General features: G+C 51.5%; 31 protein-coding genes and 1 tRNA gene. 12 read left to right on the forward strand and 20 right to left on the reverse strand.

Annotated features, from left to right (window positions below; genetic code table 11):
* Positions 1–56: 56 nt before the first annotated feature.
* The 10 genes from ACYZYZ_RS07645 to ACYZYZ_RS07690 all read left to right on the forward strand — a co-directional run bounded on the left by ACYZYZ_RS07645 (position 57) and on the right by ACYZYZ_RS07690 (position 7,330).
* The gene (locus tag ACYZYZ_RS07645) at positions 57–1,658 is read left to right on the forward strand and encodes an ABC-F family ATPase (protein ID WP_461483825.1); all 1,602 of its coding nucleotides are present in this window, start codon (positions 57–59) and stop codon (positions 1,656–1,658) included.
* A 418-nt stretch (positions 1,659–2,076) separates the two neighbouring features.
* Positions 2,077–2,526 (forward strand): hypothetical protein, encoded by a 450-nt coding sequence (locus ACYZYZ_RS07650; RefSeq protein WP_461483826.1) that lies wholly within the window; start codon positions 2,077–2,079, stop codon positions 2,524–2,526.
* Positions 2,527–2,619: 93 nt separating this feature from the next.
* The gene (locus tag ACYZYZ_RS07655) at positions 2,620–3,258 is read left to right on the forward strand and encodes a hypothetical protein (RefSeq protein ID WP_461483827.1); all 639 of its coding nucleotides are present in this window, start codon (positions 2,620–2,622) and stop codon (positions 3,256–3,258) included.
* Between the two features lie 116 nt (positions 3,259–3,374).
* Positions 3,375–3,764 carry a hypothetical protein gene (locus ACYZYZ_RS07660; RefSeq protein WP_461483828.1) on the forward strand — a complete coding sequence of 130 codons (390 nt, stop codon included), beginning with the start codon at positions 3,375–3,377 and terminating at the stop codon, positions 3,762–3,764.
* 106 nt (positions 3,765–3,870) lie between these two features.
* Complete coding sequence (locus tag ACYZYZ_RS07665) at positions 3,871–4,200, forward strand: hypothetical protein (RefSeq protein ID WP_461483829.1); 330 nt, start codon at positions 3,871–3,873, stop codon at positions 4,198–4,200.
* Positions 4,201–4,335: 135 nt separating this feature from the next.
* The gene (locus ACYZYZ_RS07670) at positions 4,336–4,884 is read left to right on the forward strand and encodes a hypothetical protein (protein WP_461483830.1); all 549 of its coding nucleotides are present in this window, start codon (positions 4,336–4,338) and stop codon (positions 4,882–4,884) included.
* 51 nt (positions 4,885–4,935) lie between these two features.
* Entirely contained in the window at positions 4,936–5,148 is a 213-nt protein-coding gene (locus ACYZYZ_RS07675; protein ID WP_461483831.1) for an RNA-binding S4 domain-containing protein, read from the forward strand.
* Between the two features lie 50 nt (positions 5,149–5,198).
* The gene (locus tag ACYZYZ_RS07680; protein WP_461483832.1) at positions 5,199–5,630 is read left to right on the forward strand and encodes a GFA family protein; all 432 of its coding nucleotides are present in this window, start codon (positions 5,199–5,201) and stop codon (positions 5,628–5,630) included.
* A gap of 181 nt (positions 5,631–5,811) precedes the next feature.
* The gene (locus ACYZYZ_RS07685; RefSeq protein ID WP_461483833.1) at positions 5,812–6,531 is read left to right on the forward strand and encodes a YebC/PmpR family DNA-binding transcriptional regulator; all 720 of its coding nucleotides are present in this window, start codon (positions 5,812–5,814) and stop codon (positions 6,529–6,531) included.
* A gap of 79 nt (positions 6,532–6,610) precedes the next feature.
* Positions 6,611–7,330, forward strand: a complete 720-nt coding sequence (locus ACYZYZ_RS07690) for a trypsin-like peptidase domain-containing protein (protein ID WP_461483834.1) — start codon at positions 6,611–6,613, stop codon at positions 7,328–7,330.
* A gap of 81 nt (positions 7,331–7,411) precedes the next feature.
* Here ACYZYZ_RS07690 and ACYZYZ_RS07695 read toward each other — a convergent pair whose 3' ends face one another.
* The 12 genes from ACYZYZ_RS07695 to ACYZYZ_RS07750 form a co-directional block, all read right to left on the reverse strand.
* Positions 7,412–7,867 (reverse strand): DUF1294 domain-containing protein, encoded by a 456-nt coding sequence (locus ACYZYZ_RS07695; RefSeq protein WP_461483835.1) that lies wholly within the window; start codon positions 7,865–7,867, stop codon positions 7,412–7,414.
* Between the two features lie 480 nt (positions 7,868–8,347).
* Positions 8,348–9,640 (reverse strand): DUF2254 domain-containing protein, encoded by a 1,293-nt coding sequence (locus tag ACYZYZ_RS07700; protein ID WP_461483836.1) that lies wholly within the window; start codon positions 9,638–9,640, stop codon positions 8,348–8,350.
* A 223-nt stretch (positions 9,641–9,863) separates the two neighbouring features.
* Positions 9,864–10,265, reverse strand: coding sequence for a GFA family protein (locus ACYZYZ_RS07705; RefSeq protein WP_461483837.1), 402 nt, complete (start codon positions 10,263–10,265; stop codon positions 9,864–9,866).
* A gap of 217 nt (positions 10,266–10,482) precedes the next feature.
* Positions 10,483–10,692 carry a cold-shock protein gene (locus ACYZYZ_RS07710; RefSeq protein ID WP_305169435.1) on the reverse strand — a complete coding sequence of 70 codons (210 nt, stop codon included), beginning with the start codon at positions 10,690–10,692 and terminating at the stop codon, positions 10,483–10,485.
* 412 nt (positions 10,693–11,104) lie between these two features.
* Positions 11,105–11,195: transfer RNA gene (locus tag ACYZYZ_RS07715), tRNA-Ser, on the reverse strand.
* A 145-nt stretch (positions 11,196–11,340) separates the two neighbouring features.
* Positions 11,341–11,520, reverse strand: coding sequence for a carbon storage regulator CsrA (csrA, locus tag ACYZYZ_RS07720; protein ID WP_461483838.1), 180 nt, complete (start codon positions 11,518–11,520; stop codon positions 11,341–11,343).
* 161 nt (positions 11,521–11,681) lie between these two features.
* A complete protein-coding gene (locus tag ACYZYZ_RS07725) occupies positions 11,682–12,914 on the reverse strand; it encodes an aspartate kinase (RefSeq protein ID WP_305169437.1) in 1,233 nt (410 codons plus the stop codon).
* Positions 12,915–13,000: 86 nt separating this feature from the next.
* A complete protein-coding gene (gene alaS, locus ACYZYZ_RS07730) occupies positions 13,001–15,601 on the reverse strand; it encodes an alanine--tRNA ligase (protein WP_461483839.1) in 2,601 nt (866 codons plus the stop codon).
* A 62-nt stretch (positions 15,602–15,663) separates the two neighbouring features.
* The gene (locus ACYZYZ_RS07735; protein WP_461483840.1) at positions 15,664–16,014 is read right to left on the reverse strand and encodes a histidine triad nucleotide-binding protein; all 351 of its coding nucleotides are present in this window, start codon (positions 16,012–16,014) and stop codon (positions 15,664–15,666) included.
* 17 nt (positions 16,015–16,031) lie between these two features.
* Positions 16,032–16,226, reverse strand: a complete 195-nt coding sequence (locus ACYZYZ_RS07740; RefSeq protein ID WP_461483841.1) for a Trm112 family protein — start codon at positions 16,224–16,226, stop codon at positions 16,032–16,034.
* 102 nt (positions 16,227–16,328) lie between these two features.
* On the reverse strand, positions 16,329–17,150 hold the full coding sequence (locus ACYZYZ_RS07745) for a M23 family metallopeptidase (protein ID WP_461483842.1): 822 nt from the start codon (positions 17,148–17,150) through the stop codon (positions 16,329–16,331).
* 43 nt (positions 17,151–17,193) lie between these two features.
* Positions 17,194–17,583: a hypothetical protein gene (locus tag ACYZYZ_RS07750; protein WP_461483843.1), complete on the reverse strand. Its 390-nt coding sequence runs from the start codon at positions 17,581–17,583 to the stop codon at positions 17,194–17,196.
* A gap of 145 nt (positions 17,584–17,728) precedes the next feature.
* Here ACYZYZ_RS07750 and ACYZYZ_RS07755 point away from each other — a divergent pair, with 145 nt between their 5' ends.
* Entirely contained in the window at positions 17,729–18,742 is a 1,014-nt protein-coding gene (locus tag ACYZYZ_RS07755) for a YheT family hydrolase (RefSeq protein ID WP_461483844.1), read from the forward strand.
* Here ACYZYZ_RS07755 and ACYZYZ_RS07760 read toward each other — a convergent pair.
* The 6 genes from ACYZYZ_RS07760 to ACYZYZ_RS07785 form a co-directional block, all read right to left on the reverse strand.
* Positions 18,702–19,166: a regulatory protein RecX gene (locus ACYZYZ_RS07760; protein ID WP_461483845.1), complete on the reverse strand. Its 465-nt coding sequence runs from the start codon at positions 19,164–19,166 to the stop codon at positions 18,702–18,704. The genes ACYZYZ_RS07755 and ACYZYZ_RS07760 overlap by 41 nt on opposite strands.
* 13 nt (positions 19,167–19,179) lie before the next feature.
* Positions 19,180–19,875 carry a DUF4126 domain-containing protein gene (locus tag ACYZYZ_RS07765; RefSeq protein ID WP_461483846.1) on the reverse strand — a complete coding sequence of 232 codons (696 nt, stop codon included), beginning with the start codon at positions 19,873–19,875 and terminating at the stop codon, positions 19,180–19,182.
* A 75-nt stretch (positions 19,876–19,950) separates the two neighbouring features.
* Positions 19,951–20,745 (reverse strand): sterol desaturase family protein, encoded by a 795-nt coding sequence (locus ACYZYZ_RS07770; RefSeq protein ID WP_461483847.1) that lies wholly within the window; start codon positions 20,743–20,745, stop codon positions 19,951–19,953.
* A 161-nt stretch (positions 20,746–20,906) separates the two neighbouring features.
* Positions 20,907–21,956 carry a recombinase RecA gene (gene recA / locus ACYZYZ_RS07775; protein ID WP_305169447.1) on the reverse strand — a complete coding sequence of 350 codons (1,050 nt, stop codon included), beginning with the start codon at positions 21,954–21,956 and terminating at the stop codon, positions 20,907–20,909.
* A 94-nt stretch (positions 21,957–22,050) separates the two neighbouring features.
* Entirely contained in the window at positions 22,051–22,539 is a 489-nt protein-coding gene (gene pncC / locus ACYZYZ_RS07780) for a nicotinamide-nucleotide amidase (protein WP_461483848.1), read from the reverse strand.
* 57 nt (positions 22,540–22,596) lie between these two features.
* Entirely contained in the window at positions 22,597–23,739 is a 1,143-nt protein-coding gene (locus ACYZYZ_RS07785) for a class I SAM-dependent RNA methyltransferase (protein ID WP_461483849.1), read from the reverse strand.
* A gap of 313 nt (positions 23,740–24,052) precedes the next feature.
* Here ACYZYZ_RS07785 and ACYZYZ_RS07790 point away from each other — a divergent pair, with 313 nt between their 5' ends.
* Complete coding sequence (locus ACYZYZ_RS07790; RefSeq protein WP_461483850.1) at positions 24,053–24,313, forward strand: hypothetical protein; 261 nt, start codon at positions 24,053–24,055, stop codon at positions 24,311–24,313.
* A gap of 504 nt (positions 24,314–24,817) precedes the next feature.
* On the opposite strand, the gene ACYZYZ_RS07795 is transcribed toward ACYZYZ_RS07790, so the two are convergent.
* Positions 24,818–25,321: a hypothetical protein gene (locus tag ACYZYZ_RS07795; RefSeq protein ID WP_461483851.1), complete on the reverse strand. Its 504-nt coding sequence runs from the start codon at positions 25,319–25,321 to the stop codon at positions 24,818–24,820.
* A 173-nt stretch (positions 25,322–25,494) separates the two neighbouring features.
* Positions 25,495–25,710 (reverse strand): hypothetical protein, encoded by a 216-nt coding sequence (locus ACYZYZ_RS07800; protein ID WP_461483852.1) that lies wholly within the window; start codon positions 25,708–25,710, stop codon positions 25,495–25,497.
* Between the last annotated feature and the right edge of the window lie 156 nt (positions 25,711–25,866).

A 25,866-nucleotide genomic window follows, 5' to 3' on the forward strand; every position in this document is an offset into this window, starting at 1 on the left:
TATATTTTTCGCGTTTCGTCACTCCACTTCTCGCGTGTTACCCAAGGAAGTCTCCATTGATATCCACCGCTAATCTCACCATGCAGTTTGGCGCAGAGCCATTATTCGAAAACATTTCAGCTAAATTCGGTAACGGCAATCGCTATGGATTGATCGGTGCAAATGGCTGCGGCAAATCCACCTTTATGAAAATTCTCGATGGCAGCCTTACGCCCACAGCGGGCAACATCTCCATCACCCCCAACGAGCGCATCGGCAAACTGCACCAGGACCAGTTCGCCTTTGAAGAATACAGCGTGGTGGACACCGTGATCATGGGCCACAGCGAACTGTGGGAGGTCAAACAGGAGCGCGAGCGCATCTATGCCCTGCCGGAAATGTCTGAAGAAGACGGCATGAAGGTGGCCGATCTGGAAGTACGCTTTGCCGAATTGGACGGCTACAGCGCCGAAAGTCGCGCAGGGGAAATCCTTATCGGCGCCGGTATTGAAGAATCCCTGCACTTCGGCCCCATGAGCGACGTCGCACCGGGCTGGAAACTACGGGTTCTGCTGGCTCAGGCGCTATTCTCCGATCCGGATATCCTGCTGCTAGACGAACCCACCAACAACCTGGACATCAATACCATCCGCTGGCTGGAAGGCATTCTCAACCAGCACAAAAGCACCATGGTGATTATTTCCCACGACCGCCACTTCCTGAACGCGGTGTGCACCCACATTGCCGACATCGACTACGGCGAGCTGCGCGTCTACCCCGGCAACTACGACGACTTTATGACCGCCTCCACCCAGGCCCGCGAACTGCAATTTTCTGAAAACGAAAAGAAGAAAACCCAGATCGCCGAACTGCAACAGTTTGTCAGCCGCTTTTCTGCCAACGCCTCCAAGGCCAAACAGGCTACCTCACGCGCCAAGCAGATCGAGAAAATCAAACTGGAAGACATCAAGCCCTCCAGCCGGGTCAGCCCCTTTATCCGCTTTAACCAGGAGAAAAAGCTCCATCGCCAGGCTCTGACCTTCAAGGATCTCGGCCACGGTTACGACGAAGCGCTATTCAGCGGCGGCAAGCTGCTGCTGGAAGCTGGCGCGCGGCTGGCGGTGATCGGCGAAAATGGCGCTGGCAAATCCACCCTACTGCGCTGCCTGGTGGGCGAACTCACCCCCGACAGCGGCACCATCAAATGGGCCGAGAACGCCACCCTGGGTTATTGCCCACAGGACAGCACCAGGGACTTTGATTGTGACCTGAATCTTTTCGATTGGATGAGCCAGTGGCGCAAACCCAACCACGACGACCAGATCGTGCGAGCTACCCTGGGCCGCATGCTGTTCTCCGCCGACACCTACAAGAAAAAGGTCAAGGTTTGTTCTGGCGGCGAGAAAAATCGCCTGCTGTTCGGCAAACTGATGATGATGGACTGCAATGTGCTGATCATGGACGAACCCACCAACCACCTGGACATGGAAGCCATTGAAGCGCTCAACCTGGCGCTGGAACACTACCCCGGCACCCTGATTTTTGTCAGCCACGACCGGGAGTTTGTATCGTCCCTGGCCACCCGCATTATCGAAATCAAGGATCACAAACTGATCGACTTCCAGGGCACCTACGAGGAATACCTTTCCAGCCAGGAGCTTAACGCCAAACGCGCGTGATCCATGCCATAGCCTGTTTGCACAGGCGCTGAGAAGACCTTGGGCCGGCATTTACATGTCGGCCCTTTTATTTCTGAAGAAGCATTTCTGAATTGGGACAGATGCTAAACAACCGGTTGATTCCAAAAACGAATCGGCTTAACGTCTGACAAATCTCAACAAAGCCGATGGAATGGTCATGAAAACGTCAAGGGATTACCCCTGCGAACAGCTTTATTCTCTGGCTTACCAGCTGTTTTTGCTAATCAAACAGAAAGTTGCCCTGATAATTAGTTTCATCACCCTCGCGACCAACGCCTTTTCCATACAAATCAGAAAGTTTCTGCCACCCTCTACTGCCCTGATAACTTATTATCAGGGCGCCCCGATAATAATCATTATGAGGCCGAAGGCCTCATTAACAGACTGTTAAGCCTCCATGAGTGAATACAACTTCCTACAAACTGACTCCGGTTTTATCGTCCTCAAGGACAAGATGATTTATGCGTCAGGGAAAGTTGTACTGACATTCAGCACGTATAGCTTCGAGTTTTCTGACAAATCAGATAGCCAGTATGAAATGAAGTCTTCAGGCCTATTTTTCTGGCGCAAAACGGCTCTTTATAAAAACGGTGTCTTAGTAGAAGAATATTCAAGCAAAAAAGCGAAAAGGAGCAACATTAGCTTTGATGCTAGGTCCTTCATAAGGGAGCAAGGAAAATATATTCATCACATTGATATCCAGAATGAGAAACAAGATATTGGGAGGTGCTTGTATTCTTGGTCTGGTACACCGGCAGAGATTGAGACGCAGGTAATATGCTTAGTTATACTCCGCTACATAAATAGCCAACAAAAGGTCTATGCCAGTGCCATGCCTAGTGCTTAACAAGTCAAAGCACTCTCGCCAGCAAAGCTGGTTGGACCTCCGCACTGCTAGCTCCGGCCCGTGTTTGAGGCGTTAGATGCCTAGGAAAAATAAGTGGATGACCTAACCCCAGAACTCATAGCGGAGCGTGTCGAACTAATTTGTGCCGACAGTGGCGGAATCCATCCTCCTTTTGAGGCGTTCTATATTCATTCCGTCGCTTATGCCGCGAGCCGAGCTATTCAGGCGTTTAACCGCTTTCGGTCATCTTTAAACGAGAGCTTGCCGGACGGCGAAGTGGTTAGCCTTGTCCAAGAGGCCCTCGGTCACACCGCAGCTTTGTCACGGTTTTTCAATCCTTCTGGGCTAGGAGGCAAGGGAGGCGCACCGATGCGGCGTCTCGCTGAAGTCCGGGCTAAAAAGCTGAGAGAAGCCTTTGAAATAGGGCAAAACTCACCGATCTGGAATCGAAAACTCCGAGATGCGCTTGAGCACTTCGACGAACGCCTTGATCGTTATCTGTTGCGGGACGCCGTGGGCATATTTTTCCCTAATCCAGTGGTTGGAGCCGCTGAACTCACCGAAGATCAGTTGGGCCACATCTTCAAGCTAGTAGATCCAGAATCGCAGCAATTCGTCATCCTTGGGGAGAAATTCGATTTTGGGCAGGTTTATGATGAAGTTGTCCGAGTGTTCCGCTTGGCGGAAACAATGGATGAGAATGGGGCTCGGCTAAACCCGCGGAGAGGTTGAGTGCAATCGGCATCTAACAAATCGTTGCAGCGGACGTTTGACCCGCCGCCCATTTTTGCTACCGCAAAAACGGCCGGCGGGTCAAACACCGCTGAACTCAGGCGTTATGCATCAAGATGAACCCGCAAAGATTTTTCAAAATGTATTATCTTTCACTACCGATATTTTTATTGATAGAGCTAATTATCGCCTCTCGAATTCGCGTAATGCTGCCAGAGGAGTATCTTTCAGCGTACTATGCGTATTACCTGATTAGCTTTGTTCTAGGTGGATTTATCTTTACGGGGAGTTTGAATTCACTTATCTATGGTGTTGTAGAAAGCACTTTGAGCATTTTTATTCTAATCTCTAGTGTAATGATTCCCGTAATGAGTATTGCTAGTAATCCAGAAGCAGCTAGTTATTCTTTTGGACTCAATGAAGTTGTGAATTTTATTCTGGTTGGCAGTGTCTTGGTTTACGGGTTCAACTCTGTTGTTGGGCAAAGAGCCAAGGAAAATGCCTAACGAGACAAACCAGCAAAGGCCCTTCGGGCCAGGTCGCGATAAAGCGCGCCCCTGTTTTTAACGTTAAACGTATCAATTGAAACTCATCACCCAATACCACGATTTAATGCAAGCGGAAGACGCGGCGATGCGGCTGCGTCAGCAAGGCATTCTGACGCATATTTCCTTTAAGAACTCGTTCGTTGTTTCCGGGTATGTGACCGGGGCCTTTAAGGTGGGATTGTGGGCCGTGCTTGACGCCCAATATGAGGATGCCTGCGCTTACCTTGCTGACGAAAACCACGAAATAACTTCAGGCCTGCCTGAAGAGGAATTACAGCAACTGGAATCAGCATCCGACCAGCACGCCTACACCGTTTTCAACAAATTTTTATTTGTTACCGGCCTTGCCCTGCTGGCCCTGATTCTGGCCGCTGTATTTATCGCCAATCATTAATCAAACAACACAAGTCAGTTTCCAGATTCTCCAATTGGAAATCCCATCGATTAACCTGATTATTACCCTGCCCCGTGTCGGCACTTCAATGTCTGTGTGTTGATATACTTAACCCTTGCCACAAGAGGACACGCAGTGACGCTTGCCACTATTATTTCCACCGCCAACCTGAGTACCCTGCTCGACAGTGCGTTCCAGCAGGAGACCCCGCTTGTCAACTCATCGGAATCTGAACTTGGTGAGCCGTTGCAGCACTTTGACAGCCCGGCGGACATTATGGCAAAGGCCGCAGAATGCGCTAAAGCCGGCATTCACAACTACGCTTTCGGTTTCTGGTATCCCTCGATGAAGGGCCACAGTGTGGAGCGCAAGATCATTCTTGATCCACCCCGCGAGGGAAAGTCATTCCGCTATTCACTGGCAGGTTGGGGCATCATCAACCTGCACCTGTATTTCACGCCACCCAATACGATGCAATGCCGGATTTCCGTCAATTCCGAGGCTCGTGCCTTGTCGCGCCAGGATCGCTATCCCGATCTGGGCCCAGCAGCCGATTGGGACTGGCGGGTTGTAGAATCCTACGCCTTCAGACTTTCCCGCCAATTGGCAAGCATGGGGCGTACGGTGCCCGTGGGGCAGAAACCAGCCCCGGCCAAACGCCCCTCACCATGGAAGCGCAAGTAACCCCATGATTAACCCCTACAACGATAGACCTGACCAAAGGTTCCCCAGCCTATGAGAGTGGTAGAAATAACCAGGGAGCCTGTTGAGCTCTACAAAATTCTGAAGTTTGAAGGCATTGTCGCCAGCGGCGGCGAAGCTAAAGCGGTGATCGAAAACGGTCAGGTGCTGGTGAATGGGGCGGTGGAAACACGCAAAAGGAAGAAGATTGTTTCCGGCGACACCATCGAATTTATGGACGAACAATTTCAAGTTTCACTGAAATAGCGATATGCCATAATGAATTAAGACTGCGCCCAACAGCAAAAGGATCGACCATGAGCACATACACACTCCACTGCGCCTGCAACACCGTTGAACTGACGCTCTCCGGGGAGCCCAAGGTCAAAGCCTATTGTCATTGCATCGACTGCCGCGAATTGATGAACACCCCATTTGCTCCGGTCACCGCCTGGACGGAGGAAAGTGTTTCCATCACTAAGGGAGAAGAGAGCATCACTGTCTACCAGCACCCGACACTTCGCATGCGGAAATATTTCTGCAGCAGCTGCGGCGAGGTGCTGTTCAATAGTAACTGCGTGGATTGGCGCGTGGTGCCCCAACTGCTGATGGCCAAAAGTTATGACAACCAACTGCCTGAGGAATTGGCGTCCACCGCCCATATCTTCTACGAGCAGCGTATTGTCAGCGTGAGCGATGATCTCCCCAAGCACACACGAGGCTTAAGCAGTCCGGTTTTTGAAGAGTAAATCCTTCCCCTTGAGCCGGCCTTTAAGCCAACACCAAAACGTGTCGGCATGACCAACTTATAACCTGATCGTTGTGGCTCAAACGAAGCCAGCATCTCTGGGCTTTCAGCATTATTCCCATACATCCCGGTTACCAGTAAAATCGCCACCTTTCTTTTTCTCGTTGACGGAGCATAACCCCATGGGCAGAGCGTATCAGAACCGCAAAGACTCAATGGCCAAAACATCTGACATGAAGGCCAAGGTGTACAGTCGCTATGGCCGTGAGATTTATGTCTGTGCCAAATCGGGCGGTATCGACCCTGCGGGCAATCTGGCATTGCGCAGCCTCATCGACCGAGCCAAGCGCGATCAGGTGCCGGGGCATGTGATCGACAAGGCCATCGATAAGGCCAAGGGCGGCGCCGGAGAAGATTTTTCACCCGCGCGCTATGAGGGTTATGGACCCGGCGGCAGCATGGCCATCATCGACTGCCTGACCGACAACCCCAACCGCACCTTTGGCGACGTGCGCCAGGCCTTCACTAAAACCAAGTGCAAGATCGGCACCCAGGGCACTGTGGCTCACATGTTCGACCACGCTGCCATCTTTGTCTTTCCGCACGACGATGAAGACACAGTACTGGAAGCCCTGCTGGAAGCGGATGTGGATGTCACCGACGTAGAGAACGAAGACGGCAAGATCACCGTGTTCACGCCCCACACTGACTACTTCAAGGCCAAACAGGCGCTGCTCGATAGCCTCGGCGAGATTGAGTTTGAAGTGGATGAAATCCAGTTCATTCCCCAGAGCTACACCACCCTGAGCGGTGACGACGTGGCGCTATTTGAGAAGTTTCTGGGAATGCTCAACGAATTGGACGATGTGCAGCAGGTCTACCACAACGTGGAGCCGTCCTGATCTGAGATAAGTATCAACCCAACAGTCCTGTGGGCGCAGTATTTTGATACGCGCCCCAGTGACTGGGTTACACTGGACCATGGCCATTGAAACCCTTTTATTAACCACCACTGCTATTACCACGTTCTCAGGCAGCCGGGCCCTAACCAACGCCAGCGGCTTTTTCTTTGAGAACAATGGTCACCTGTTTCTTGTTACCAGCCGCCACGTTTTTATCGACAAAGCCAGCTCACACTTTCCTGACCGCATCGTCATTGAACTTCATACCGATCAGGAGAATGCAACACGCTCGGTCAAATTCTCCATCCCCCTCTATCGAGACAAAAGCTCATTATGGCGACAGGGCGTTGATGCGGCGGGCGAAATTGACGTCGCCGTGATAGAAATTGATCGAGAGGCCCTTCCGGCGGAAGCGTTCTACGCAACCTTCACCCCCGAACACTTGCACGAAGCACTTGAGACCGTTGAGATTGGCACCCCCATGCTTGTGGTCGGATTCCCCCTTGGCTTCCACGACACCTTGCATCACCTGCCCGTGGCACGTCATGCCATCAATGCTTCTTCCTTTGCCCTGCGTTTTCAGGGTCAAGGCTACTTTCTTACCGATGCCCGCACCCACCGTGGGGCCAGCGGGGCTGCCGTTGTCATGCGTTCACCGGAACAGGGAACAGCGCTTCCCTGGAAATTGATGGGTATTCACTCCGCAAGGCTGGACGTCACACGGGACACTCAACTCGATGAGGCCCTGGGATTAAACTGCGCCTGGTTTGCCGATATTCTGCCAATACTGACCAGTTAGAGCCCACCACAATGACACGAACTGGGTAGCTTCCGCTGACAGAAAGGAGCACATAGGAGGTGCTTGTTATCAAACATACAACTAACGCTCCCGAAAGTTTGTTAAGAAGAATACGGTAGAGGTTAAAGCTTCTGACTTCGAATGTGACAAGGTAAAGTTTTCAATTTCAAAAGCTCCGTTTTTAAGCATCAGGTTACCCTTAGGAAGATGCAGCCAGGAGAAGCCGATAACATTTGCCACAACAGTCATCCAGAAGAGCACCCTGAAACTCACCTTTTTAGTTTTATGCCTGAATCTGTACTGTGCGATCAGGGCGCCGGGCCATCCGCAACACAAACTCACAAAGTGTAATCTGCTCTCTGGGACTCGCCACTCTCCCCGCACTGCTGCTGCCTTATCTCTGCGGTAGTGGTAATAAGCAACAAGGCTCATCCCAACAAAAACCACGCCAACAACTGCTGGAGTAAAACCCAAAAGATATGAAACGCTAATTGCTACCAAGGCGATACAGGTTAGATAAGGCTGGTAATGTGTCATGACTTTCCCTGTCTGCCAGCCCTCAAATACCTGCGTGGCGACAGCTTTACTGTGTTAGAGGGCTTTGACTTGTTAACTATTGATTTATAACCAACCGATAACTCCAGATCAACATACAATCATTACTCTTTCAGAACTTAAAAAAATTCCATCAAATCAAAGTACGATATTGCAATATCAGGCCGATGATTTCGTGATCACTTGCAGTTGAATTTAGAGAGCTGTTCAGCGAATTTCTTTGCGGCAGATATATGTTGAATTTATCTCGAAGTATATTTTCAACTTGTTCATCCGAATCAGGATCAATGTCCTTTCCAGAAAAAATACATATTCGCTTACGTAAAAATTCCTTATTATTTATTTTCATATTCTTCCTTCATGCTTTGAGTAAGCAATAAATAGTCGTTGGTAGAATTCGTATCCATTCACCATTAACGTCTGAGCTTAGCTGTGCGGCTTTATCGCCTCGGCTGCAGCGCATTATTTGGCGGTAATGGCGTCATCCATATGAGTATTCGTGCTGGAGAAAGCCGCAGCTTCACGAACGAGTGCCAGATCTTCTGGCAGTTCTAACTTCTTCTCTGCGCGGGCAAGCGCCATCCTCGAGTGTGCCACCGCAGCCTCACGCATCGCCGAATCTCCCAAGCAGGAAAGCGCCTTAAACGCCTTCTGGAGCCGCAGCATCACCTCAACTGTTCCCGCCCCGTCACGTGCCATCGCCGTAAACGCATCGTCAAACATGTCCCTCGTTGATAGCAAAGGAACTTCAACACGATCGCACTTCGGCGCCTGTAAATCCTCTGTGGGCTCAGCCCATAAAACGAACAGCCGTACCAGCGTTCCTATGATGGTTATAGCCGTACCGGGATCATTGACACCCGAAGACAGGGCTCTGTCGGCGATTTCCGAGAGAGTCACGAGCCCGAATCGGGGGTCCTCTTCGAAAAGCCGCTCTGTTCCGATCACAAATGCGTCGGCAACGGCCTTCAAATCAAGTTCAGCCGTGCTGGCGGCGTCGTGAGCCACGTACGCTAGCGCACGACCTGGCTCCGCAAACGTGCCCGGGAGAGCCGCTACGACAATCCGCACGTTTGCCGTCTCTGCCCAGGCCTGTAGAGTTTCAATATCGATGTGCTGCAGGTAGCCCACTGTGGCGGCATACACCGCCGTCCCCTGCGTGTGCCGTGGTTCTGTCGGGATACCACCAAATGCCGGCGCTTTCCGATGGCGCTTCATGGCTGCCGTGGTCGCAGCTTCGACCTTTTCAACCGATGCGCCAACCCGCCCAAGACGAGCAATTGTATCCACCCATCGAACGAACGTAATAATAACCACACCGAACACAAGCACCGTCAGAACAAAAAGTGCAGCGAGGCCTGACTCCCGAAAAATATCGTTCTTGGCAGCAGTCAGCGCAAAGATACTGAAGATAAATGAACCAATGAAGATTGAAAGCGCGTTCTTTGAAACGTCGTCCGCGATAATTAGTGTGAACGACCTGGGGGTCGCAGAAGTACTTGCCGAGGCATACGCGGAAATCATGGATCCCACAGCAAAGGTTGCAATCACAAGCATGCTGGCCGCCATGATCGCCAGAAGAGCCTCAACTGACTCGGTATTGACGCTCGGAATGCTCCATTCCAGATTCATGGAATCCGCGGCCTTGGCGATGAAGACCGCCGCGATCGACAACATGCAGAAGACCAGGGGTCTGAGCCATAGCCGCTCCCCAAGTCGCCTAGAAATAAATTTGAGCCGATCAATAACAGCCATGGAGCTATTCCCCTAGTCGAATGTCATGCCCTATAACGCTTTTAGCAGAGGCGCGCGTTCTGTTGCGGCAAAATCCAAATCCCTTCCTATATGGACATTGGAATTTGAAGCTATTCTTTGATGCAGTTTATCCATGACTTTCCATGGCATTTAACCCTCGTCTTTGCCGCGTTTCGTATTGCGGCGTCGATGCGTCAACAGCCACTGGTTATGTGATCATAGCTTATTCTGGCAGGCCCTCGAACACGGGGGCTTCCCCTGCCTTCCCATCCCAGGCGGCTTTGCTCGATGAAAAGATGTGCGCAGTTGGCAACATAGTGATTTCAGTGTCCAAACAGCCTGCGGGAATGACGAGCAAACCTTCGACCTGTGTGCTTGGCAATGCTGAACCACACAACTTACAAAAGCTTTTGTTGTGGCGAGTACCCGGGAGCGTATAGCTAGCCAAAGCTTCTGCACCTGCCACCCAAGTCAATTTAGCTGAATGTGAGAATAGATTTGCCGCATGAGCCGAACCTGTATCTTTTTGGCAGAGATGACAGTGACACAGATAAAAGCTGTCAAAGTCGCCTTTTACCTCAAATCGCACAGCGCCACACAGGCAAGAACCCAAATGATCTGCCATTGGTTATCCTTCTATCTATTCACTGCGGGTGGAGCACACATAATGCCTCAATCACTGGCGGTCGAAACGTCGTGCATGCTATCCAGAACAATGCTCTTTCTGCATTGCACAATCGGCCTTGGCCTTGTTATGTGTGTTTATTTGAAGTTTTACTATATTTAAGGCACAAAAAAAGGCAAGCCATGACAGCTTGCCTTTTTTAAGAATTACCGAGCTATCAAATAGCTACGATATTCTCTGCCTGAAGACCTTTTTGGCCTTGAGTAACTTTGAACTCAACCAGTTGACCTTCAGTTAATGTTTTAAATCCCGAGCTAGCAATTGCACTGAAGTGTGCAAATACGTCTGGACCAGACTTTTGCTCGATAAAACCAAAACCTTTTGATTCGTTGAACCATTTTACGGTACCAGTAGTTGTATTAGACATAATAAATATCCTGTATATGAAAAGTATAAGAGTGCCTTCGTGAGACACGAAAAAGCGGGAAATATAAATTGAAATTTAGAAACTACAGGACGAAGAACTAAAGAGAATACGACGAAATGGAGATAATCAAAATTGATTTACTTTCAAGCTGCGAACACAGTATAGGCCATACTGGACAAAGTCAAACTATTTCCCAGGCTCATGACACATAACGCATAGGGTGTAGGACAAGTGAAGCAAAGGGGAATACGGTCCCGCACGACCCACTTGTTAAATGCTCGGGATTGATTCGCCGTTGCGGGCTCCAAAGTCCAAAACACCCGAAGCTAATTTGTTGAATGGGGGTTTTCCCGAAACCGACCATCACAGGGCAATAAAAAAACCCGGCTAAAAAGCCGGGTTTTTTTATTGATGGCGGTGAGGGAGGGATTCGAACCCTCGATAGGGGATTAGCCTATACTCCCTTAGCAGGGGAGCGCCTTCAGCCGCTCGGCCACCTCACCTAAAACTCGTTCTCCAGCCACATCACTTGCCAATGGCAGTCTATGCTGGTGAAATCTATTTTGAGGCTAAAAGGAAGGAACCATGCCGCCTCAAAAAAGTGGCGGCATGATAACATACCATCCGGAAAATCAAAGGGGATTCAGATTACTCTGTAGTTCCCTTTTCTTGTTGTATCCGCTGGTAGATTTCTTCTCTGTGAACGCTGACATCCTTGGGGGCATTGACGCCCAGGCGAACCTGGTTACCTTTGACTCCCAACACGGTCACACTGACGTCATCTCCGATAATCAGAGTTTCGCCGACTCGACGGGTAAGAATTAGCATAGTTAGCTCCTATATACTGCCATTCTCCAGTGGTTACACTGGCTTTCCTTTTTTACCCAGTCTTGTTTTTGTTGTTACTGGGGCGCCTTTTTAGGTCGTTGCCAACACAATAGGCGCTAAAACTATACCAATCATTCCATAATGGCGTAAATAGCCGATTTTCACTCCACTTTATCTTTTTCTTCCAGCTCAAAGGCACTATGCAGGGCACGCACTGCCAATTCGAGATATTTTTCATCAATCACTACGGTGATTTTTATCTCTGAGGTGCTGATCATCTGGATATTGATGTTTTCTTTTGCCAGTGCTTCAAACATTTTTGCCGCCACACCCGCATGGGAGCGCATTCCCACCCCCACCAGTGCCAGCTTGGCAATGCCGGAATTGGTATCAACAGCAGAAGCACCCAGCTCAACGGCGATGGATTCAACAACTTCTTTTGCCTTGGCCAGTTCATTACGATGAACAGTGAACGTCAGCGACGCAGTATTGTCCTCCGCAACGTTCTGCACAATCACGTCCACTTCAATGTTTGCACGACCCACTGCGCCCAGCACTTTGGAGGCAATGCCCGGTACATCAGGAATACCGCGGATTGTCAGTTTGGCTTCATCACGGTTGAACGCAATGCCGGAAACAACTGGTTTTTCCATATCGTCATCATCCTCAAGGGTGATCAGAGTTCCGGGGCCGTCCACAAAGCTGGACAGCACCCGTAGGGGTACTTTGTATTTACCTGCGAATTCCACAGAACGTATCTGCAGAACCTTTGAGCCCTGACTGGCCATTTCCAGCATTTCCTCAAAGGTAATTTTATCGAGCCGGCGAGCACCTTCTACCACCCGGGGGTCTGTAGTGTAGACACCGTCGACGTCGGTATAGATCTGGCACTCATCGGCTTTCAGCGCAGCGGCAAGGGCAACGGCTGTGGTGTCGGAACCGCCACGCCCCAGCGTGGTGATATTGCCGCCACCATCAACGCCTTGGAAACCGGCAACCACGACCACGCGACCAGCAGTCAGGTCTTCCTGCATGCGGTGGGCATCAATTTCTTCGATTCGCGCTTTTGAGTGGGCACTGTCTGTAAGAATACGTACCTGGCCACCAGTGTAGGAGCGGGCATCACAGCCACGTTTCTGCAGTGCCATACACAACAGTGCGATGGTCACCTGCTCACCCGTAGAAACCAGCACATCCATTTCACGGGCACTGGGGTCCGGGTGAATATCCTTGGCCAGAGCAATCAGGCGATTGGTCTCTCCACTCATGGCGGAAACCACGACAACCACATCTTCACCCCGTTCGCGGAAGGCGTGAACCTTCTCTGCTACAGCTTCAATGCGCTCGGTTGTACCAACCGAGGTACCACCATATTTCTGAACTATCAGGCTCATGGATTTTCTTCAAGGTTGTGGGCCAAAAAACGGCGGCAATTAAACACTAATTAATAAACAAAGTTAAGGAAAATACCGCTTAGACCTTAGTCTCCAAGCTGCTCTTTTACCCATTGTGTTGCCGCAACCAATGCGCCAGGCAACGCCGCCAGGTCGGTACCGCCACCCTGTGCCATATCCGGGCGACCACCGCCTTTGCCACCTACCTGTGCAGCAACAAACTGCATCAGCTCACCGGCTTTGATACGGCCCGTCACATCCTGGGTCACTCCGGAAACCAGCGCCACTTTGTCACCACCGCTAGCAGCCAGCAGTACCACTGCAGAGCCCAGCTTGTTCTTGAGCTGGTCCACCGTGTCGCGCAAGGATTTTGGATCGGCACCCTCAAGGTTGGCCACCAGTACTTTGATACCGTCAACCTCCTCCGCCTGTGAAGCGAGGTCACTGCCGGCCGAGCTGGCCAATTTACCTTTTAACTGGGCGTTCTGCTTTTCCAGCTCTTTCAGTTCTGACCAGAGACTGGCGGCCTTCTGCGCCACATTCTCGGCATTGGTTTTCAGTAAACCTGCCACCTCATCGATTTGAGACTGAAGGCCATCAAGATAGGCCAGTGCCTGTGCGCCTGTGACCGCTTCTATACGGCGGACACCAGAGGCGATACCTGCTTCACTGGTAATCTTTAGTAGACCGATATCACCAGTTCGCGACACGTGGGTTCCACCACAAAGCTCCACGGAAAAGCCCTCACCCATGGTCAGCACCCGAACCACGTCTCCATATTTTTCACCAAACAGCGCCATGGCGCCTTTTTCGCGGGCACTGTCCATATCACAAACGTCGGTTTGTACCGGCGTGTTGCGACGGATTTCATCATTGACGCGCTGTTCAATGGCCTTTAATTCTTCCGGCTTGACCGCCTCGAAATGACTGAAGTCAAAACGCAGTCTTTTGCTGTCGACGAGTGAGCCCTTCTGACTAACGTGATCGCCTAGGATTTCCCGCAGCGCCGCGTGCAACAGGTGTGTGGCAGAGTGATTCAGGGCCGTGGCAGTCCGCACCCGGCTATCGACCCGGGCATCCAATGATTGACCGACACTCACATCACCGCTGAGCACGGTGCCGATATGCAGGTAATGGGCACCTTGCTTCTGGCAATCGCGCACTTCAAATTCCATGCCCGCTGCGTTCATGTACCCACTGTCTCCTGCCTGACCACCGGACTCGGCGTAGAAAGGGGTCTGATCGAGAACAACGACCCCTTCATCACCCGCAGCCAAAGCGTCAACTTGTTCACCGTTTTTCAGCAGAGCCACAACGGTACCCTGCCCTTCGGTACCCTCGTAGCCGGTAAATACCGTTTCACCGTCCAGATGAAGTTGGTGGGTGTAATCCACTTTGAAGGAACCGGCAGAACGTGCACGTTGGCGCTGTTCTTCCATGGCCACTTCATAACCAGCCATATCCAGCGTCAACCCTCGCTCACGGGCAATGTCATTGGTCAGGTCCACCGGAAAACCGTAGGTGTCATAAAGAGTGAAAATCACATCCCCAGGAATTACCTCTGACTGCAACTGGCCGAGTGCGTCATTCAGCACGGCCATACCATTGTCCAGTGTTTTGGCAAACTGCTGCTCTTCCGCCAGCAGCACTTTCTCCACCTGGGCCTGAGCCTTGGCAAGTTCGGGGTAGGCGTCGCCCATTTCGACCACCAGAGCTGCGACCAGCATATGGAAAAATGCCTGGTTCTGCCCCAGCTTATGACCGTGACGAATGGCACGACGGATGATCCGTCGCAGCACATAGCCACGACCTTCATTGGAAGGCAAAACGCCGTCGACGATCAGGAAGCTGCAAGAGCGGATGTGGTCTGCTATCACTCGCAGGGATTTGTTTTCCAGATCGTCACAGCCAGTAACGGTTGCTGCAGCTTTCAATAACGCCTGGAACAGGTCGATTTCGTAGTTGCTGTGCACGCCCTGCATTACTGCTGCGATACGCTCCAGTCCCATACCGGTATCAATGGAAGGCTTGGGCAAGGGCTCCATAGTACCGTCAGCGCTGCGTTCAAACTGCATGAACACCAGGTTCCAGATTTCAATGTAACGATCGAGGTCGTCATTCTCACTGCCCGGTGGCCCACCGGGCACATCGGCACCGTGGTCATAGAAAATTTCCGAGCTGGGCCCACAGGGGCCGGTGTCACCCATCTGCCAGAAATTATCTTCATCCAGACGGGAGAAACGCTCAGCACTGACACCCAGCTCCTTGAGCCAGATATCCGCAGCCTCGTCATCGGAAATATGCACGGTAACCCAGAGGCGTTCCGGCGGCAGTTGCAGAACCTCTGTCAGGAATTCCCAGGCAAAGCGAATGGCATCGCGTTTGAAGTAGTCACCAAAGCTGAAGTTGCCGAGCATTTCAAAAAACGTGTGATGTCGGGCGGTATAGCCCACGTTTTCGAGATCGTTGTGCTTACCCCCGGCACGCACACAGCGTTGCGAGGAGGCAGCCCGGCTATAGGGGCGTTTTTCCGCACCCAGAAAGACATCCTTGAACTGCACCATTCCGGCGTTGGTAAACAGCAGGGTCGGGTCATTGCCCGGCACCAGGCTGCTGCTGGGAACAGTGGTATGCCCCTGGTCTGCAAAGTAACTCAGGAAGGCTTCGCGAATCTCGGCACTTTTCATAAACAATCACTTTCCACGACCTGTCTACAGGTCAATTCCAAAACGATAGGTTGGGGGTTTATTCAGAAACCCAGGCTGCCCTCGGAGAACTTCTTGTTTCCGAGTATGTGCAGATGCAGGTGAAACACGGTTTGTCCCGCCCCGGCACCGTTATTGACCACGACCCGAAAGGCTTCTTCTACACCAGCCTGCCGGGCAATATCACCTACGGTCAGCATGAGATGTCCAAGTATTGCCTTATCTTCTGGGGAAGCATCTACCAGACGGGGAATCGGTTTGCGGGGAATAACCAGCAAATGGGTGGGCGCCTTGGGTGCAATATCGCGTATCGCAATGCAGTGTTCATCTTCATAAACGATGTCTGCTGGTATTTCACGATTGATAATTCGGGTAAACAGGGTTTCTTCTGACATGCTTGCCGCCATCTCTGTTAATGGTCGTTACCGAGCTTTTCGTCCACGGTCAGTTGACGCGCCTCACTCTCCAACATCACGGGTATACCGTCGCGAATAGGGTAGGCTAACCCACTGGCCCGACACACAAGTTCGTCATGCTCTTTATCGTATTCCAAAGGTGCCTTGCTGACCGGGCACACCAAAATACTCAGTAATTTTTTATCAATCATCACGGACCCTGGCGACATTAACTCCAGGGTGAAGTTTAAGGGAAAGGGGGCGCTGTGACCACGCCCGAAAGTGTCAGGTGCTGGGGTTCCAGGGAAGAGTTTTCAGGGAAGAGTTTTCGGGTTGGGAAAGCTTTCCATAATCACGGCGGGATCGAGCCGCACATCAAACCAGTTAATTCGCCAGTCGAGATGAGGCCCAGTTGCCCTGCCCGTCGCCCCAACCTTGGCAATCAGGTCACCGCTCTCGATTCGCTGTCCATTTTCCACCAGCACTTTGCTCAGATGGATAAACGTCGAGCTGATACCATAGCCGTGATCGATGATCAGCGTTCCGCCGGAATAAAACATATCCTGATGCACCAGTTTCACTATCCCCGGGGCCGGTGAAAACACATCGGTTCCCGTGGGTGCGGCAATATCCAGCCCATAGTGTGGCCTGCCCGGGGTTCCGTTGTAGACACGACGACTACCGTAAACACCGGTGATGGGGCCTTCCAGCGGCCTGCGGAATCCAGACAAAAAGTCCAGTCGGGCATCATCCACCGTTCTCGCCCCGGCAACCATGGCGGCTTCTTTGCGGATACGCTCCAGCACTTCTTTCGGCGGGGTCACCGTTTTCTGCGGCACTCCGTTGACCCGTTGCTCCTCATAGGTGCGTTGCTTCACTGGAAAACGATGCGCTTCGGTGGTCTGTCCATCCTTGACCACCACCTGGATTTCAGCAGGGGCATCACGGCCCAGGCCAAATACAAAACGCCCCGCCTCATCCACTCGAACCGGTCGACCCATCAACTCTACCTGCTGACCCGGATTGACCTGCCCCACCAGCATACCGCCCTGTATAAGATCACCAGATAGCTCAATGGCGTTGGCGCAAGGAGGCAGCACGGAGAGAAAAACTAGCAACAGGGGTATTCTGAACATAGACGGTGGCGTCTCGACGGGTCTCTGGGTTACAAGATATCAGTTACTGACGATTCTCGTGGTAGGGCTCGAGTGATTCTACTTCACAGCGGGCACCCGTGTGCAACACCCGGATGGCATTGGTACTGGGACAGACCCGGTTATTCTGGGCGGTGTGCACAAAGCCGTATTGCTCAATGCCCTGGCAGTCGCCGCGAAAACGCATCAGCACCCGCTTGCCACCGATCAATTCAATCATGGCCGCATGTGCGTTGAGCACATAGAAATGATGCACCAAGGCGCTGTTGAGACAACCATTCTCGATTCCCCAGAGAGACAACTCTGCGTCCGGATCTGAACTGCCTGTTACGTAGGCCGGGGCGGCGTAAGCCCGAGGGATAAACAGCTGCCCGGCGACAGTGACGACTGCCAACAACAGAAATATCCAGCTCATTCGTGACCGCAAAATCACACCTCTGACGCACTAAGAAACTGTTTGATTAGATTACCCGTCGAACAATCCGTTCCTCGTCAGGCACATTTATTTTTCTGAATGCTATGATAGCTCGACAGTCAGATCAACGGATAAAGTCACTACCATGCATACTGACCTGCCGCCCTTTTTCCCGCCCAAGGGCATGGGCAACGCCCACCTGCAAAGCATGCTCAACAGCATGGGACCCAGGCCCTGGAAAGTAACCCGAAACAGCTCGGCCATGACGGCACGCAGCCAGACCCTGTTACTGGAAGGTCGCTACGAAAACCAACCGTTTAAATTGCTGGCCTATTTTGATCAGGCGGACCGCAGTAACCAGCGTCTCGCCATTCTGCTGCACGGATGGGAAGGCAGTGCACAATCTACCTACCTGTTATCGGCGGCCAACCACCTCTACCGGCAGGGCTTCAACATTCTGCGTCTTAATCTTCGTGATCACGGCGAGAGTTTTCACCTGACCCCGACAGCGTTTAACTCGACTCTATCAGAGGAGATCAGTACTGCAATTGCCTCTTTTCTGAAGGCATCACCTCACCGGGAACACTACCTGGCCGGTTATTCGTTGGGGGGAAATTTTGCTCTGCGTATTGCTGCCGACGCTGGCGAAATACTTGGTCTGTCTGCTGTCACCGCTATCTGTCCGCCCGTCGACCCCGCCCATGCCATGGATCGCATCATGGCGGGTCCCATGTATCGCAATTATTTTCTCGACAAATGGAGCAACTCACTGCGCACGAAACTGCATTACTACCCTGAACTCCTCAACGGCGGCATGCTGCCCCGATTTGAAGTGCTGACCGATCTGAATGATTTTTTTGTCCGTGAGCTCACGCCCTATGGGAATGCCGAAGAATATTTTGCTGCCTATGCCCTGTACGGCGATCGCCTGAACAACCTGCAGGTACCGGCCTACCTGATCACCAGCGAAGATGACCCCATCGTGCCGGTGTCAGACCTCACCAAGTTGAATAAGCCACCATCACTGCAGGTAGTTGTGACGCCAAGGGGTGGGCACTGTGGTTTTATTGAGAATTACCGCCTCGACAGCTGGGGTGACCGCTGCCTGTCACAGATTTTTAATCATCATCGAAACACGACCGAATCTGCTCACCACTGAAACCCCGATATTGCAAGAAACGACTGCGGCGCGCCTGCTCCTGAAAACTGTTGCAGGGAGTGCCCCCATATTTCCGTTTCACCACCTCGGCAGCCAGTTGAAACCAATCCTGCCCACAGGAAGCCAGGGCCTCCTTGGTGTCTCCTGAAGTAACGCCCCGCTGCTGTAACTCCTGACTGATACGGTAAGGCCCCTGCCCCTTGCGAATGCGCGATGCAATAAATGCTTCGGCAAACCGGCGGTCACTTTGCAGATTGTCCCGCTGCAACTCGCTTAACACCTGAGCGATGTGCTCTTCAGACTCGGGAAATTTTGTTGCCAGCTTTGTTTCCAGCTCGTGGGCAGAATGCTCCCGCCTGGCCAGTAAATCCATGGCCCGGAATCGTAACAATGCCAGCGGATCTTTCGCTTCAATGTCACTCATGAGTCACCAGCGGTCAGGACGGTTTTACCGGCGGCTCTGTCTGACTGGAAGGGGGAGGCAGTTCAGTCATCGTATTGGCCGCCTGTGCTTCATCCGGGTTTTTGACAAGCCCAAGCCACTGACCAACCTTGCGCAAAATACGTGCTACCAGACGTATCAGTTTGGGCAACAACCAAATCACCAATGCGATAAACAGTACCATCAGGCACAGGAATAACAAGGGATGATTAAACATGGCCCACAAACCGCCCAGCACCATCAGGTCTTCACTGATCGACGCCGCCCAGTTGGTAAAAGGCTCGGGGGAAGTATTGATCAAGGCCCTGGTCGATGCCTTCGTCAGGTGGCTTGCCCCCGCCATAGTGCCGCCCATAATGCCCGCAGCGATTTCCAGTGCTGGTGTCACATCTCCCACAGCCCCGGCTGCCAGCATGGCTCCAGCGGGTATGCGGATAAAGGTATGTAGAGTGTCCCAACCGGTATCCACCCCGGGAATTTTGTCAGCAAAAAACTCCACCAGGTACATGGCCCCGGCAGCAAAAATAACCAGCGGATCCTGCAGCACCGTCAGCTCGGCGGGCAGCTGTACATTGCCCGTCGCACCGGCCAAACCCAATACCAGGAGCGCCGCGTACAGGTTAATTCCACTCGCCCAGCCCACACCCATGGTCAGAGCAATAACACCGATTAATTCCTGATAATGTTCCATTTATAGCTCCTGCCGGTCCAATGCCGACCACTATACACCCTTAAATTATGGCGCTTTGTTTCTGCCATCGCCAAGTTATGGCAGATCACCCTGCTCCCGCCGCATATTTTCGGCCTGAAAGGGTGTCGTCAATAACTGCCAGAACCCTCTGTCTTGTTGACGATCAAGACCGATCGACATATCAGGGGTGCGAGGAGTCTTTGAACGACTGCCGAACAGGCGGTCCCAAAAACTGAAAATGGTCCCGTAATTACTGTCCGTGTCCTGCGGTACAACATGATGATGCACCCAATGGATTGAAGGCGTAATTACCAGAAATGACAGCATGCGCTCCAAGCGCTTCGGCAGGCGAACATTGGAGTGGTGAAACGCTGTAGAGATCAGTACCAGTGTCTCAAACACGATTACCGAGGAAACAGGCAACGCAAAGCAGAAGATTACAGCCGCTCGGAATAATGCCGAGAGAATCACCTCACCAAAGTGAAAGCGCACGGCCGAGGTGACATCGAGCCATTGGTCGAGGTGGTGAACGCGGTGAAAACGCCAGAGAAATCCAAGCCTGTGGCTGGCCCGGTGCCACCAGTAAATCCACAAATCCAGCAATAGCAAATCGAAGAACAGCCACGACCAGGAAGGCACCCAAGCGGACCACCAGTAATGGCTGTGACTGGTAGCAAACAAGGTCACAGGCAGCACGATAAGGACTGAGGCGAACAGATTGCAGACCCACAAACCCAGGTTCTTGCTTAAACGTGTGGCGCTTGCGATACCAGCAGGTGCCGGAACAGCCGGCACGACGCGCTCAGCGAGAAACAACAGCAGCAAGATCACAGCCACTACCAGGCTTTTGTAGGCCACCAGTTCATTCATTGCCTACTCCACATCGTTGTCGCCGATATAACACCACCACATCCTTCAGATAGAAAAACTCCATAAAGATTACAGACAGCCAAACCAGACAATCGTCTTATAACCAGACAAAAAAAACCGCGCAGGTGCTTGCGCGGTTTTTTGGTAGAACGCCAGTGTGATCAGAGATCCGCGGCTTCTGTTTCTGCCGGGTCGATCTTTTCCGCTCTATCCTTGGGTTTTGGGGCAGGCATCAACTGCTCACGTATTTTTTTCTCGATTTCTGCAGCGACCTCGGGGTTTTCCCTCAGGTATTCACAGGCATTGGCCTTACCCTGACCAATTTTGTTGCCATTATAGGCATACCAGGCACCGGATTTGTCCACCAGTCCACATTTCACCCCCAGGTCCACTACTTCACCCAGTTGGTTGATGCCAGCACCGTAGAGAATCTGGAATTCACACTGCTTGAACGGCGGTGATACTTTGTTTTTCACAACCTTGACGCGGGTTTCATTACCCACCACTTCTTCACCTTCCTTCACAGCGCCAATACGGCGGATATCCAACCGCACGGATGAATAGAATTTCAGTGCGTTACCGCCGGTAGTCGTTTCCGGGTTGCCGAACATGACGCCGATTTTCATACGAATCTGGTTGATAAAGATCACCAGGCAGTTGGCCTGTTTGATATTGCTGGTCAGTTTACGCAGCGCTTGGGACATCAAGCGGGCTTGCAGGCCGACATGGTGATCGCCCATTTCGCCCTCGATTTCTGCCCGCGGGGTCAACGCCGCGACGGAGTCGACCACCAGCACGTCAATGGCGCCTGAGCGCACCAGCATGTCCGTCACTTCCAGTGCCTGCTCACCGGTATCCGGTTGGGACATAATCAGGTCATCGACGTTAACACCAAGCTTTTCAGCATAGATAGGGTCAAGTGCGTGTTCGGCATCCACAAAGGCACAGGTGCCGCCCAGCTTCTGGGCCTCAGCGATTACCTGAAGGGTCAACGTGGTCTTACCGGAAGATTCGGGACCATAGATCTCGACAATGCGCCCCTTTGGCAAGCCGCCAATACCCAATGCGACATCCAAGCCCAGCGAACCGGTTGAAATGGCCGGGATGGCTACGTGTTCCCGGTCACCCATACGCATGACAGTTCCCTTGCCGAACTGGCGCTCAATCTGGCCAAGTGCCGCCTGAAGTGCTTTTTCCTTGTTTGGATCCATGACCGTTGCCTCTTTCGTACTTTAACTTGAAGATATTCACTGAATGCCGGTTAGCTTAACGCAACATTACACTACTGTATAGTCATACAGTAGTTCATTTTTTCAGCATGGCAATCAGGCCGCTCAGTGCGGTGGCCACGGCTTCATGCCGAACCTGGTCGCGGTTGCCGTCAAGGTGCAGGCAGCGGGTGCTGACTTCACCGTCCCCTAGCGCCCAGCAGAACCATACGGTTCCCACTGGCTTTGCCTCGGAACCGCCGTCCGGACCAGCGATACCACTGACAGCCACAGCGATATCGGCTTCGGCTTTTGCCAGTGCTCCCCGAGCCATTTCTATCACCACGGCCTCACTGACGGCTCCCTCTCTGGCCAGCGTATCGGGAGACACACCCAACACACTCTGCTTGGCTACGTTGGCGTAGGTCACCAGCCCCAGCCTGAACCAACTCGAACTGCCGGCGATATCCGTGATGGCGCTGGCAATCCCACCACCGGTGCAGGACTCGGCACAGGTAACAGTAGCGTTCCTGCTCAACAGCAGCTCGCCGAGCTGCTGAGCCAACATACGAGTGGTAGTCGTCATAGTGGGACGGTAATTCAGAGCCGCGACCCGATGCAAGTCATAACCCGGCACCACCTGCTAGGGAAAAGTCACCGTAACCAGCGTTTCGTAGTGATAGGTCCCGGGAAACAGATCGATCAAACTGATGTGTTCAATACTGCACTGGCTTCCCAGCAGCTGCAGATCACGCACAAGAGTCGCCGCATTACAGCTCACATAAATAAGTTTTTCCGGTTTCAGCGCCTTGACCCATTCGTGCAGAGCCGGAAAGCCCTTGCGGGGCGGATCGACCAGTAATACGTCGAACTTCGAGTGTGGGCTCCGGGCGCGGAAAGTGCGCAACGCCGTCTCCGAAAACAAGTCGAGATGGAGAAAGCTCAGTGTCTGTTCTTTGACCCGCTCCGGGGCAAAGTCCACCATTACTCGGTCAATGGCTGGCTGGCGCTCAACAATCAGTTCTGACAAGTTGCCCTCCCCGGAGAACAGGTCCAGCAACTTGCTGCTGTCCCTGTCACCAAACTGAGCCAAAACCGTATTGCGCAGCACCTCATTCATGGCTCCATTGACCTGGGTAAAACCGCCGTGGGCATAGGGACTATCCCACGCCGTGCTAACGCCATCACCGGTCAGGTAGATTTCACAGTGTCCCTTGCCTGAATGCTGTTCTGTCCATTCCGGTTGCTGGTAGAGCGCATCCATAACCGGTTTCAATTGTTCGTCCACAATCTGACACCCCGGCACCGGCAACACCGTATCTGCCACCGGGTCGAGCATACCGATATATTTGTGGCGGTAATGAAGTTGTACTCGATTGCGATAATGCAGGCGCTGCTCGGCACTGTGCACTTCCACGCTGGGCAATGCTCTATCCAGTCGTTTCAGGTGGCCGGCCAGGGCATCTGTTTTATAGGTGAGTTCGCTCTGATAATCCGTGTGCAGAAAATGGCAGCCGGGACAGTGCTCAAAGTGCTCACAGGCGGGCTCAACACGATTTTCCGCCAGCTGCTCCAATGTTTCCAGGCGTGCAAACTGCACCCCCTTACTGGCACGGAAGATGGTTGCCGTACCAGTTTCACCGGGGAGTGTTTTGGCAATAAAACAGGGTTTACCGTCGATATGGGCCACACCCTGCCCCATGGTATCCATGGACTCAATTTCAAAAGTGATCTTGCGACCTGCCGGATTGGAGCGTTGTCGTCTAACGGGCTTTCTGGGTTTCAAGGGAGATTCCTGAACATAACATCATGTTATTAACTAGCTAAAGCTTTGTTGCATTGGTACTTCTGCAACAAAGCCTACCAATTTAGTGGCGCATATTAAGTCGCCATGAAATTCTACAGTGTCAGCCACATTCGCGTCTCGCGCCAATACTCATTGGTACATCAAAAAACTTCGCTCACCTGCAACACCGACAACGCCGCTACAAATTTATACCTTTCTTCCCAGGCTGCACTCCTGCACCAGACTTAAAGCCCGCAACGTTTACGGTTTTTTTGTGTCCGAAACTTCCCTTGATTTTCCTAACGGAGTCCGCATGAAAATTCGGCTTCGGTTGATGGCAAAGCACTGTCGTATAAGCCTAAAGGTTCATACTGGTGCCACGCTCTTTATCCTCATTGCTTTGGCTAACAGCTACCTGATTGTCCAGTTCATTGCACCTTTCTTCCAGCAAAGCGCTTCTAGCCGACTGAACGGATTGCCTTCATATTCAGCAATCAAGCCTTCGCTCGCCCTGAAAAAAGTAGCCACACCCCAAAAACACTTCATCAAGGTTAAGAAACATCATTTCTGGTAGTGTTTTTTCACCAAGGGTATTCACGTAGAATCCAGCGTTTACCCAACCAGAAGTCCCCCGTATGACGTCAGTGGCAACACCTGAAAATCACACCCCGATGATGCATTGGAGTTTAATGTTATATATATCAATAGATTATTAACGAATAAAGAACCCTGCCACACCAAATGCTACACCAAAATACACCAAGCCAAGCCTATCCATACACTTTTTTGCATCACGAGTCTCAAACGCCCAATATCAAGCAGATTCCACCTCGTTAAATCATATAGATCAACTTAGGTACTTAGCAGATATACAGACCCCACCCCGGCGGGGTACCCCGGTTTGGATTTGGGTCCCTCTAATCGGCTAGGCATTACCATTACAGACGAACGATTTTGGTTTCACTCGCTCAAAACTACGTTACCCCCTCCCGCACTGTTAATGTGCAATCTCATTTCGTGCAGTACAATTCAGTGGAGTGGAATGTAAAGTTTTGTCCCATAATGGCCTTATTACAAACTAGTTCGGACACTCAGTTCTGAAAACCTCCTCAGATACAGCTAAAACACTCCAGCTATCTGAAACTGACTTTTCATCAACATACTGTCTAGCTGACTCTGCAATAGCACCACCGAGAAGCACACTGATCCCCTCCTTGATGTTTGCTTCAGCACTGACAATCAAAAATAGTGGATCAGATTCTAAAGAGTCAGAATATATCGTTGTATCCTTGAAACGGTAAACCAGCATATTTTTTTCCAAGAAGAGCTTAACCCCAGCGCCTACGTGAGTCTCAACCTTGAAGGAAGTACCATTCGCTATCTCAGCCACATTTTGACCATCAATATACAAATCCGGGGCTTCTACTGATCGAGTGATACTCGCTGGTCTGCATATTTCAAGAGCTACTTGCTTAGCCCCTAAGGTTGGATTGTTCAGTGCAATTACTTGTTTAGGCTGGTTGGATACACAGCCTACTAGGCCGATTGATACCAGGACAGGCAGTGCCAGGCGTTTTATCATTTTTTAACCTTTAAGATTTTATATTCAAAATTAAGTATATGTAGAAGTAAAAATTTCGTAATTTGTTTTATATAGTCCGTGAACCTAGTGTTTTTTGTAGCACTAATAAGTGCTCAGCCGTAAATAGAAAACCTGTCAGAATTACGTTAACCATCTCGGTTTTAAATATAGAGTTACTTCGCTTCGGCCATTACTTTGTAGACTTCTGGGAACCTGTTTATGAAGGCTTTCCGCTCAGGTCGATTAATATTATTTGCGAAGTAGTAATCACATAGCTCCAGCTGAGTCATATCATTGCCGCTTGCTTTTCTAAGAGCGTCAAATATTGAAGACACAGCAAGGTTGGTGAGATAGTCCACATCCTCATCGTTAAGAAGAGTTGCTTGCATTTTGCCGATTCTACTAGATATCTATAAAATTAGACCCTTGTTCGCTTTGTTAACCAAGTGAACCAAGTGAATTCCCCAAAACTTTCTTACAGAGCAGAAATTGATGGCTTGCGAGCAATAGCCGTAGTCAGTGTCATTCTTTATCACGCACAGTTA

Origin of the sequence: Porticoccus sp. (genome assembly GCA_023261185.1) — a bacterium.
Classification (GTDB): Bacteria; Pseudomonadota; Gammaproteobacteria; order Pseudomonadales; family Porticoccaceae; genus Porticoccus; species Porticoccus litoralis.

What these genes read in the sequence shown, in the direction of transcription:
- ACYZYZ_RS07650 (WP_461483826.1), top strand. Translation starts at nt 2,077, where the DNA reads ATGAGTGAATACAACTTCCTACAAACTGACTCCGGTTTTATCGTCCTC.
- ACYZYZ_RS07660 (WP_461483828.1), top strand. Translation starts at nt 3,375, where the DNA reads ATGAACCCGCAAAGATTTTTCAAAATGTATTATCTTTCACTACCGATA.
- ACYZYZ_RS07665 (WP_461483829.1), top strand. Translation starts at nt 3,871, where the DNA reads ATGCAAGCGGAAGACGCGGCGATGCGGCTGCGTCAGCAAGGCATTCTG.
- ACYZYZ_RS07675 (WP_461483831.1), top strand. Translation starts at nt 4,936, where the DNA reads ATGAGAGTGGTAGAAATAACCAGGGAGCCTGTTGAGCTCTACAAAATT.
- ACYZYZ_RS07680 (WP_461483832.1), top strand. Translation starts at nt 5,199, where the DNA reads ATGAGCACATACACACTCCACTGCGCCTGCAACACCGTTGAACTGACG.
- ACYZYZ_RS07685 (WP_461483833.1), top strand. Translation starts at nt 5,812, where the DNA reads ATGGGCAGAGCGTATCAGAACCGCAAAGACTCAATGGCCAAAACATCT.
- ACYZYZ_RS07690 (WP_461483834.1), top strand. Translation starts at nt 6,611, where the DNA reads ATGGCCATTGAAACCCTTTTATTAACCACCACTGCTATTACCACGTTC.
- ACYZYZ_RS07695 (WP_461483835.1), bottom strand. Translation starts at nt 7,867, where the DNA reads ATGACACATTACCAGCCTTATCTAACCTGTATCGCCTTGGTAGCAATT.
- ACYZYZ_RS07700 (WP_461483836.1), bottom strand. Translation starts at nt 9,640, where the DNA reads ATGGCTGTTATTGATCGGCTCAAATTTATTTCTAGGCGACTTGGGGAG.
- ACYZYZ_RS07705 (WP_461483837.1), bottom strand. Translation starts at nt 10,265, where the DNA reads ATGGCAGATCATTTGGGTTCTTGCCTGTGTGGCGCTGTGCGATTTGAG.
- ACYZYZ_RS07710 (WP_305169435.1), bottom strand. Translation starts at nt 10,692, where the DNA reads ATGTCTAATACAACTACTGGTACCGTAAAATGGTTCAACGAATCAAAA.
- csrA (WP_461483838.1), bottom strand. Translation starts at nt 11,520, where the DNA reads ATGCTAATTCTTACCCGTCGAGTCGGCGAAACTCTGATTATCGGAGAT.
- ACYZYZ_RS07725 (WP_305169437.1), bottom strand. Translation starts at nt 12,914, where the DNA reads ATGAGCCTGATAGTTCAGAAATATGGTGGTACCTCGGTTGGTACAACC.
- alaS (WP_461483839.1), bottom strand. Translation starts at nt 15,601, where the DNA reads ATGAAAAGTGCCGAGATTCGCGAAGCCTTCCTGAGTTACTTTGCAGAC.
- ACYZYZ_RS07735 (WP_461483840.1), bottom strand. Translation starts at nt 16,014, where the DNA reads ATGTCAGAAGAAACCCTGTTTACCCGAATTATCAATCGTGAAATACCA.
- ACYZYZ_RS07740 (WP_461483841.1), bottom strand. Translation starts at nt 16,226, where the DNA reads ATGATTGATAAAAAATTACTGAGTATTTTGGTGTGCCCGGTCAGCAAG.
- ACYZYZ_RS07745 (WP_461483842.1), bottom strand. Translation starts at nt 17,150, where the DNA reads ATGTTCAGAATACCCCTGTTGCTAGTTTTTCTCTCCGTGCTGCCTCCT.
- ACYZYZ_RS07750 (WP_461483843.1), bottom strand. Translation starts at nt 17,583, where the DNA reads ATGAGCTGGATATTTCTGTTGTTGGCAGTCGTCACTGTCGCCGGGCAG.
- ACYZYZ_RS07755 (WP_461483844.1), top strand. Translation starts at nt 17,729, where the DNA reads ATGCATACTGACCTGCCGCCCTTTTTCCCGCCCAAGGGCATGGGCAAC.
- ACYZYZ_RS07760 (WP_461483845.1), bottom strand. Translation starts at nt 19,166, where the DNA reads ATGAGTGACATTGAAGCGAAAGATCCGCTGGCATTGTTACGATTCCGG.
- ACYZYZ_RS07765 (WP_461483846.1), bottom strand. Translation starts at nt 19,875, where the DNA reads ATGGAACATTATCAGGAATTAATCGGTGTTATTGCTCTGACCATGGGT.
- ACYZYZ_RS07770 (WP_461483847.1), bottom strand. Translation starts at nt 20,745, where the DNA reads ATGAATGAACTGGTGGCCTACAAAAGCCTGGTAGTGGCTGTGATCTTG.
- recA (WP_305169447.1), bottom strand. Translation starts at nt 21,956, where the DNA reads ATGGATCCAAACAAGGAAAAAGCACTTCAGGCGGCACTTGGCCAGATT.
- pncC (WP_461483848.1), bottom strand. Translation starts at nt 22,539, where the DNA reads ATGACGACTACCACTCGTATGTTGGCTCAGCAGCTCGGCGAGCTGCTG.
- ACYZYZ_RS07790 (WP_461483850.1), top strand. Translation starts at nt 24,053, where the DNA reads ATGAAAATTCGGCTTCGGTTGATGGCAAAGCACTGTCGTATAAGCCTA.
- ACYZYZ_RS07795 (WP_461483851.1), bottom strand. Translation starts at nt 25,321, where the DNA reads ATGATAAAACGCCTGGCACTGCCTGTCCTGGTATCAATCGGCCTAGTA.
- ACYZYZ_RS07800 (WP_461483852.1), bottom strand. Translation starts at nt 25,710, where the DNA reads ATGCAAGCAACTCTTCTTAACGATGAGGATGTGGACTATCTCACCAAC.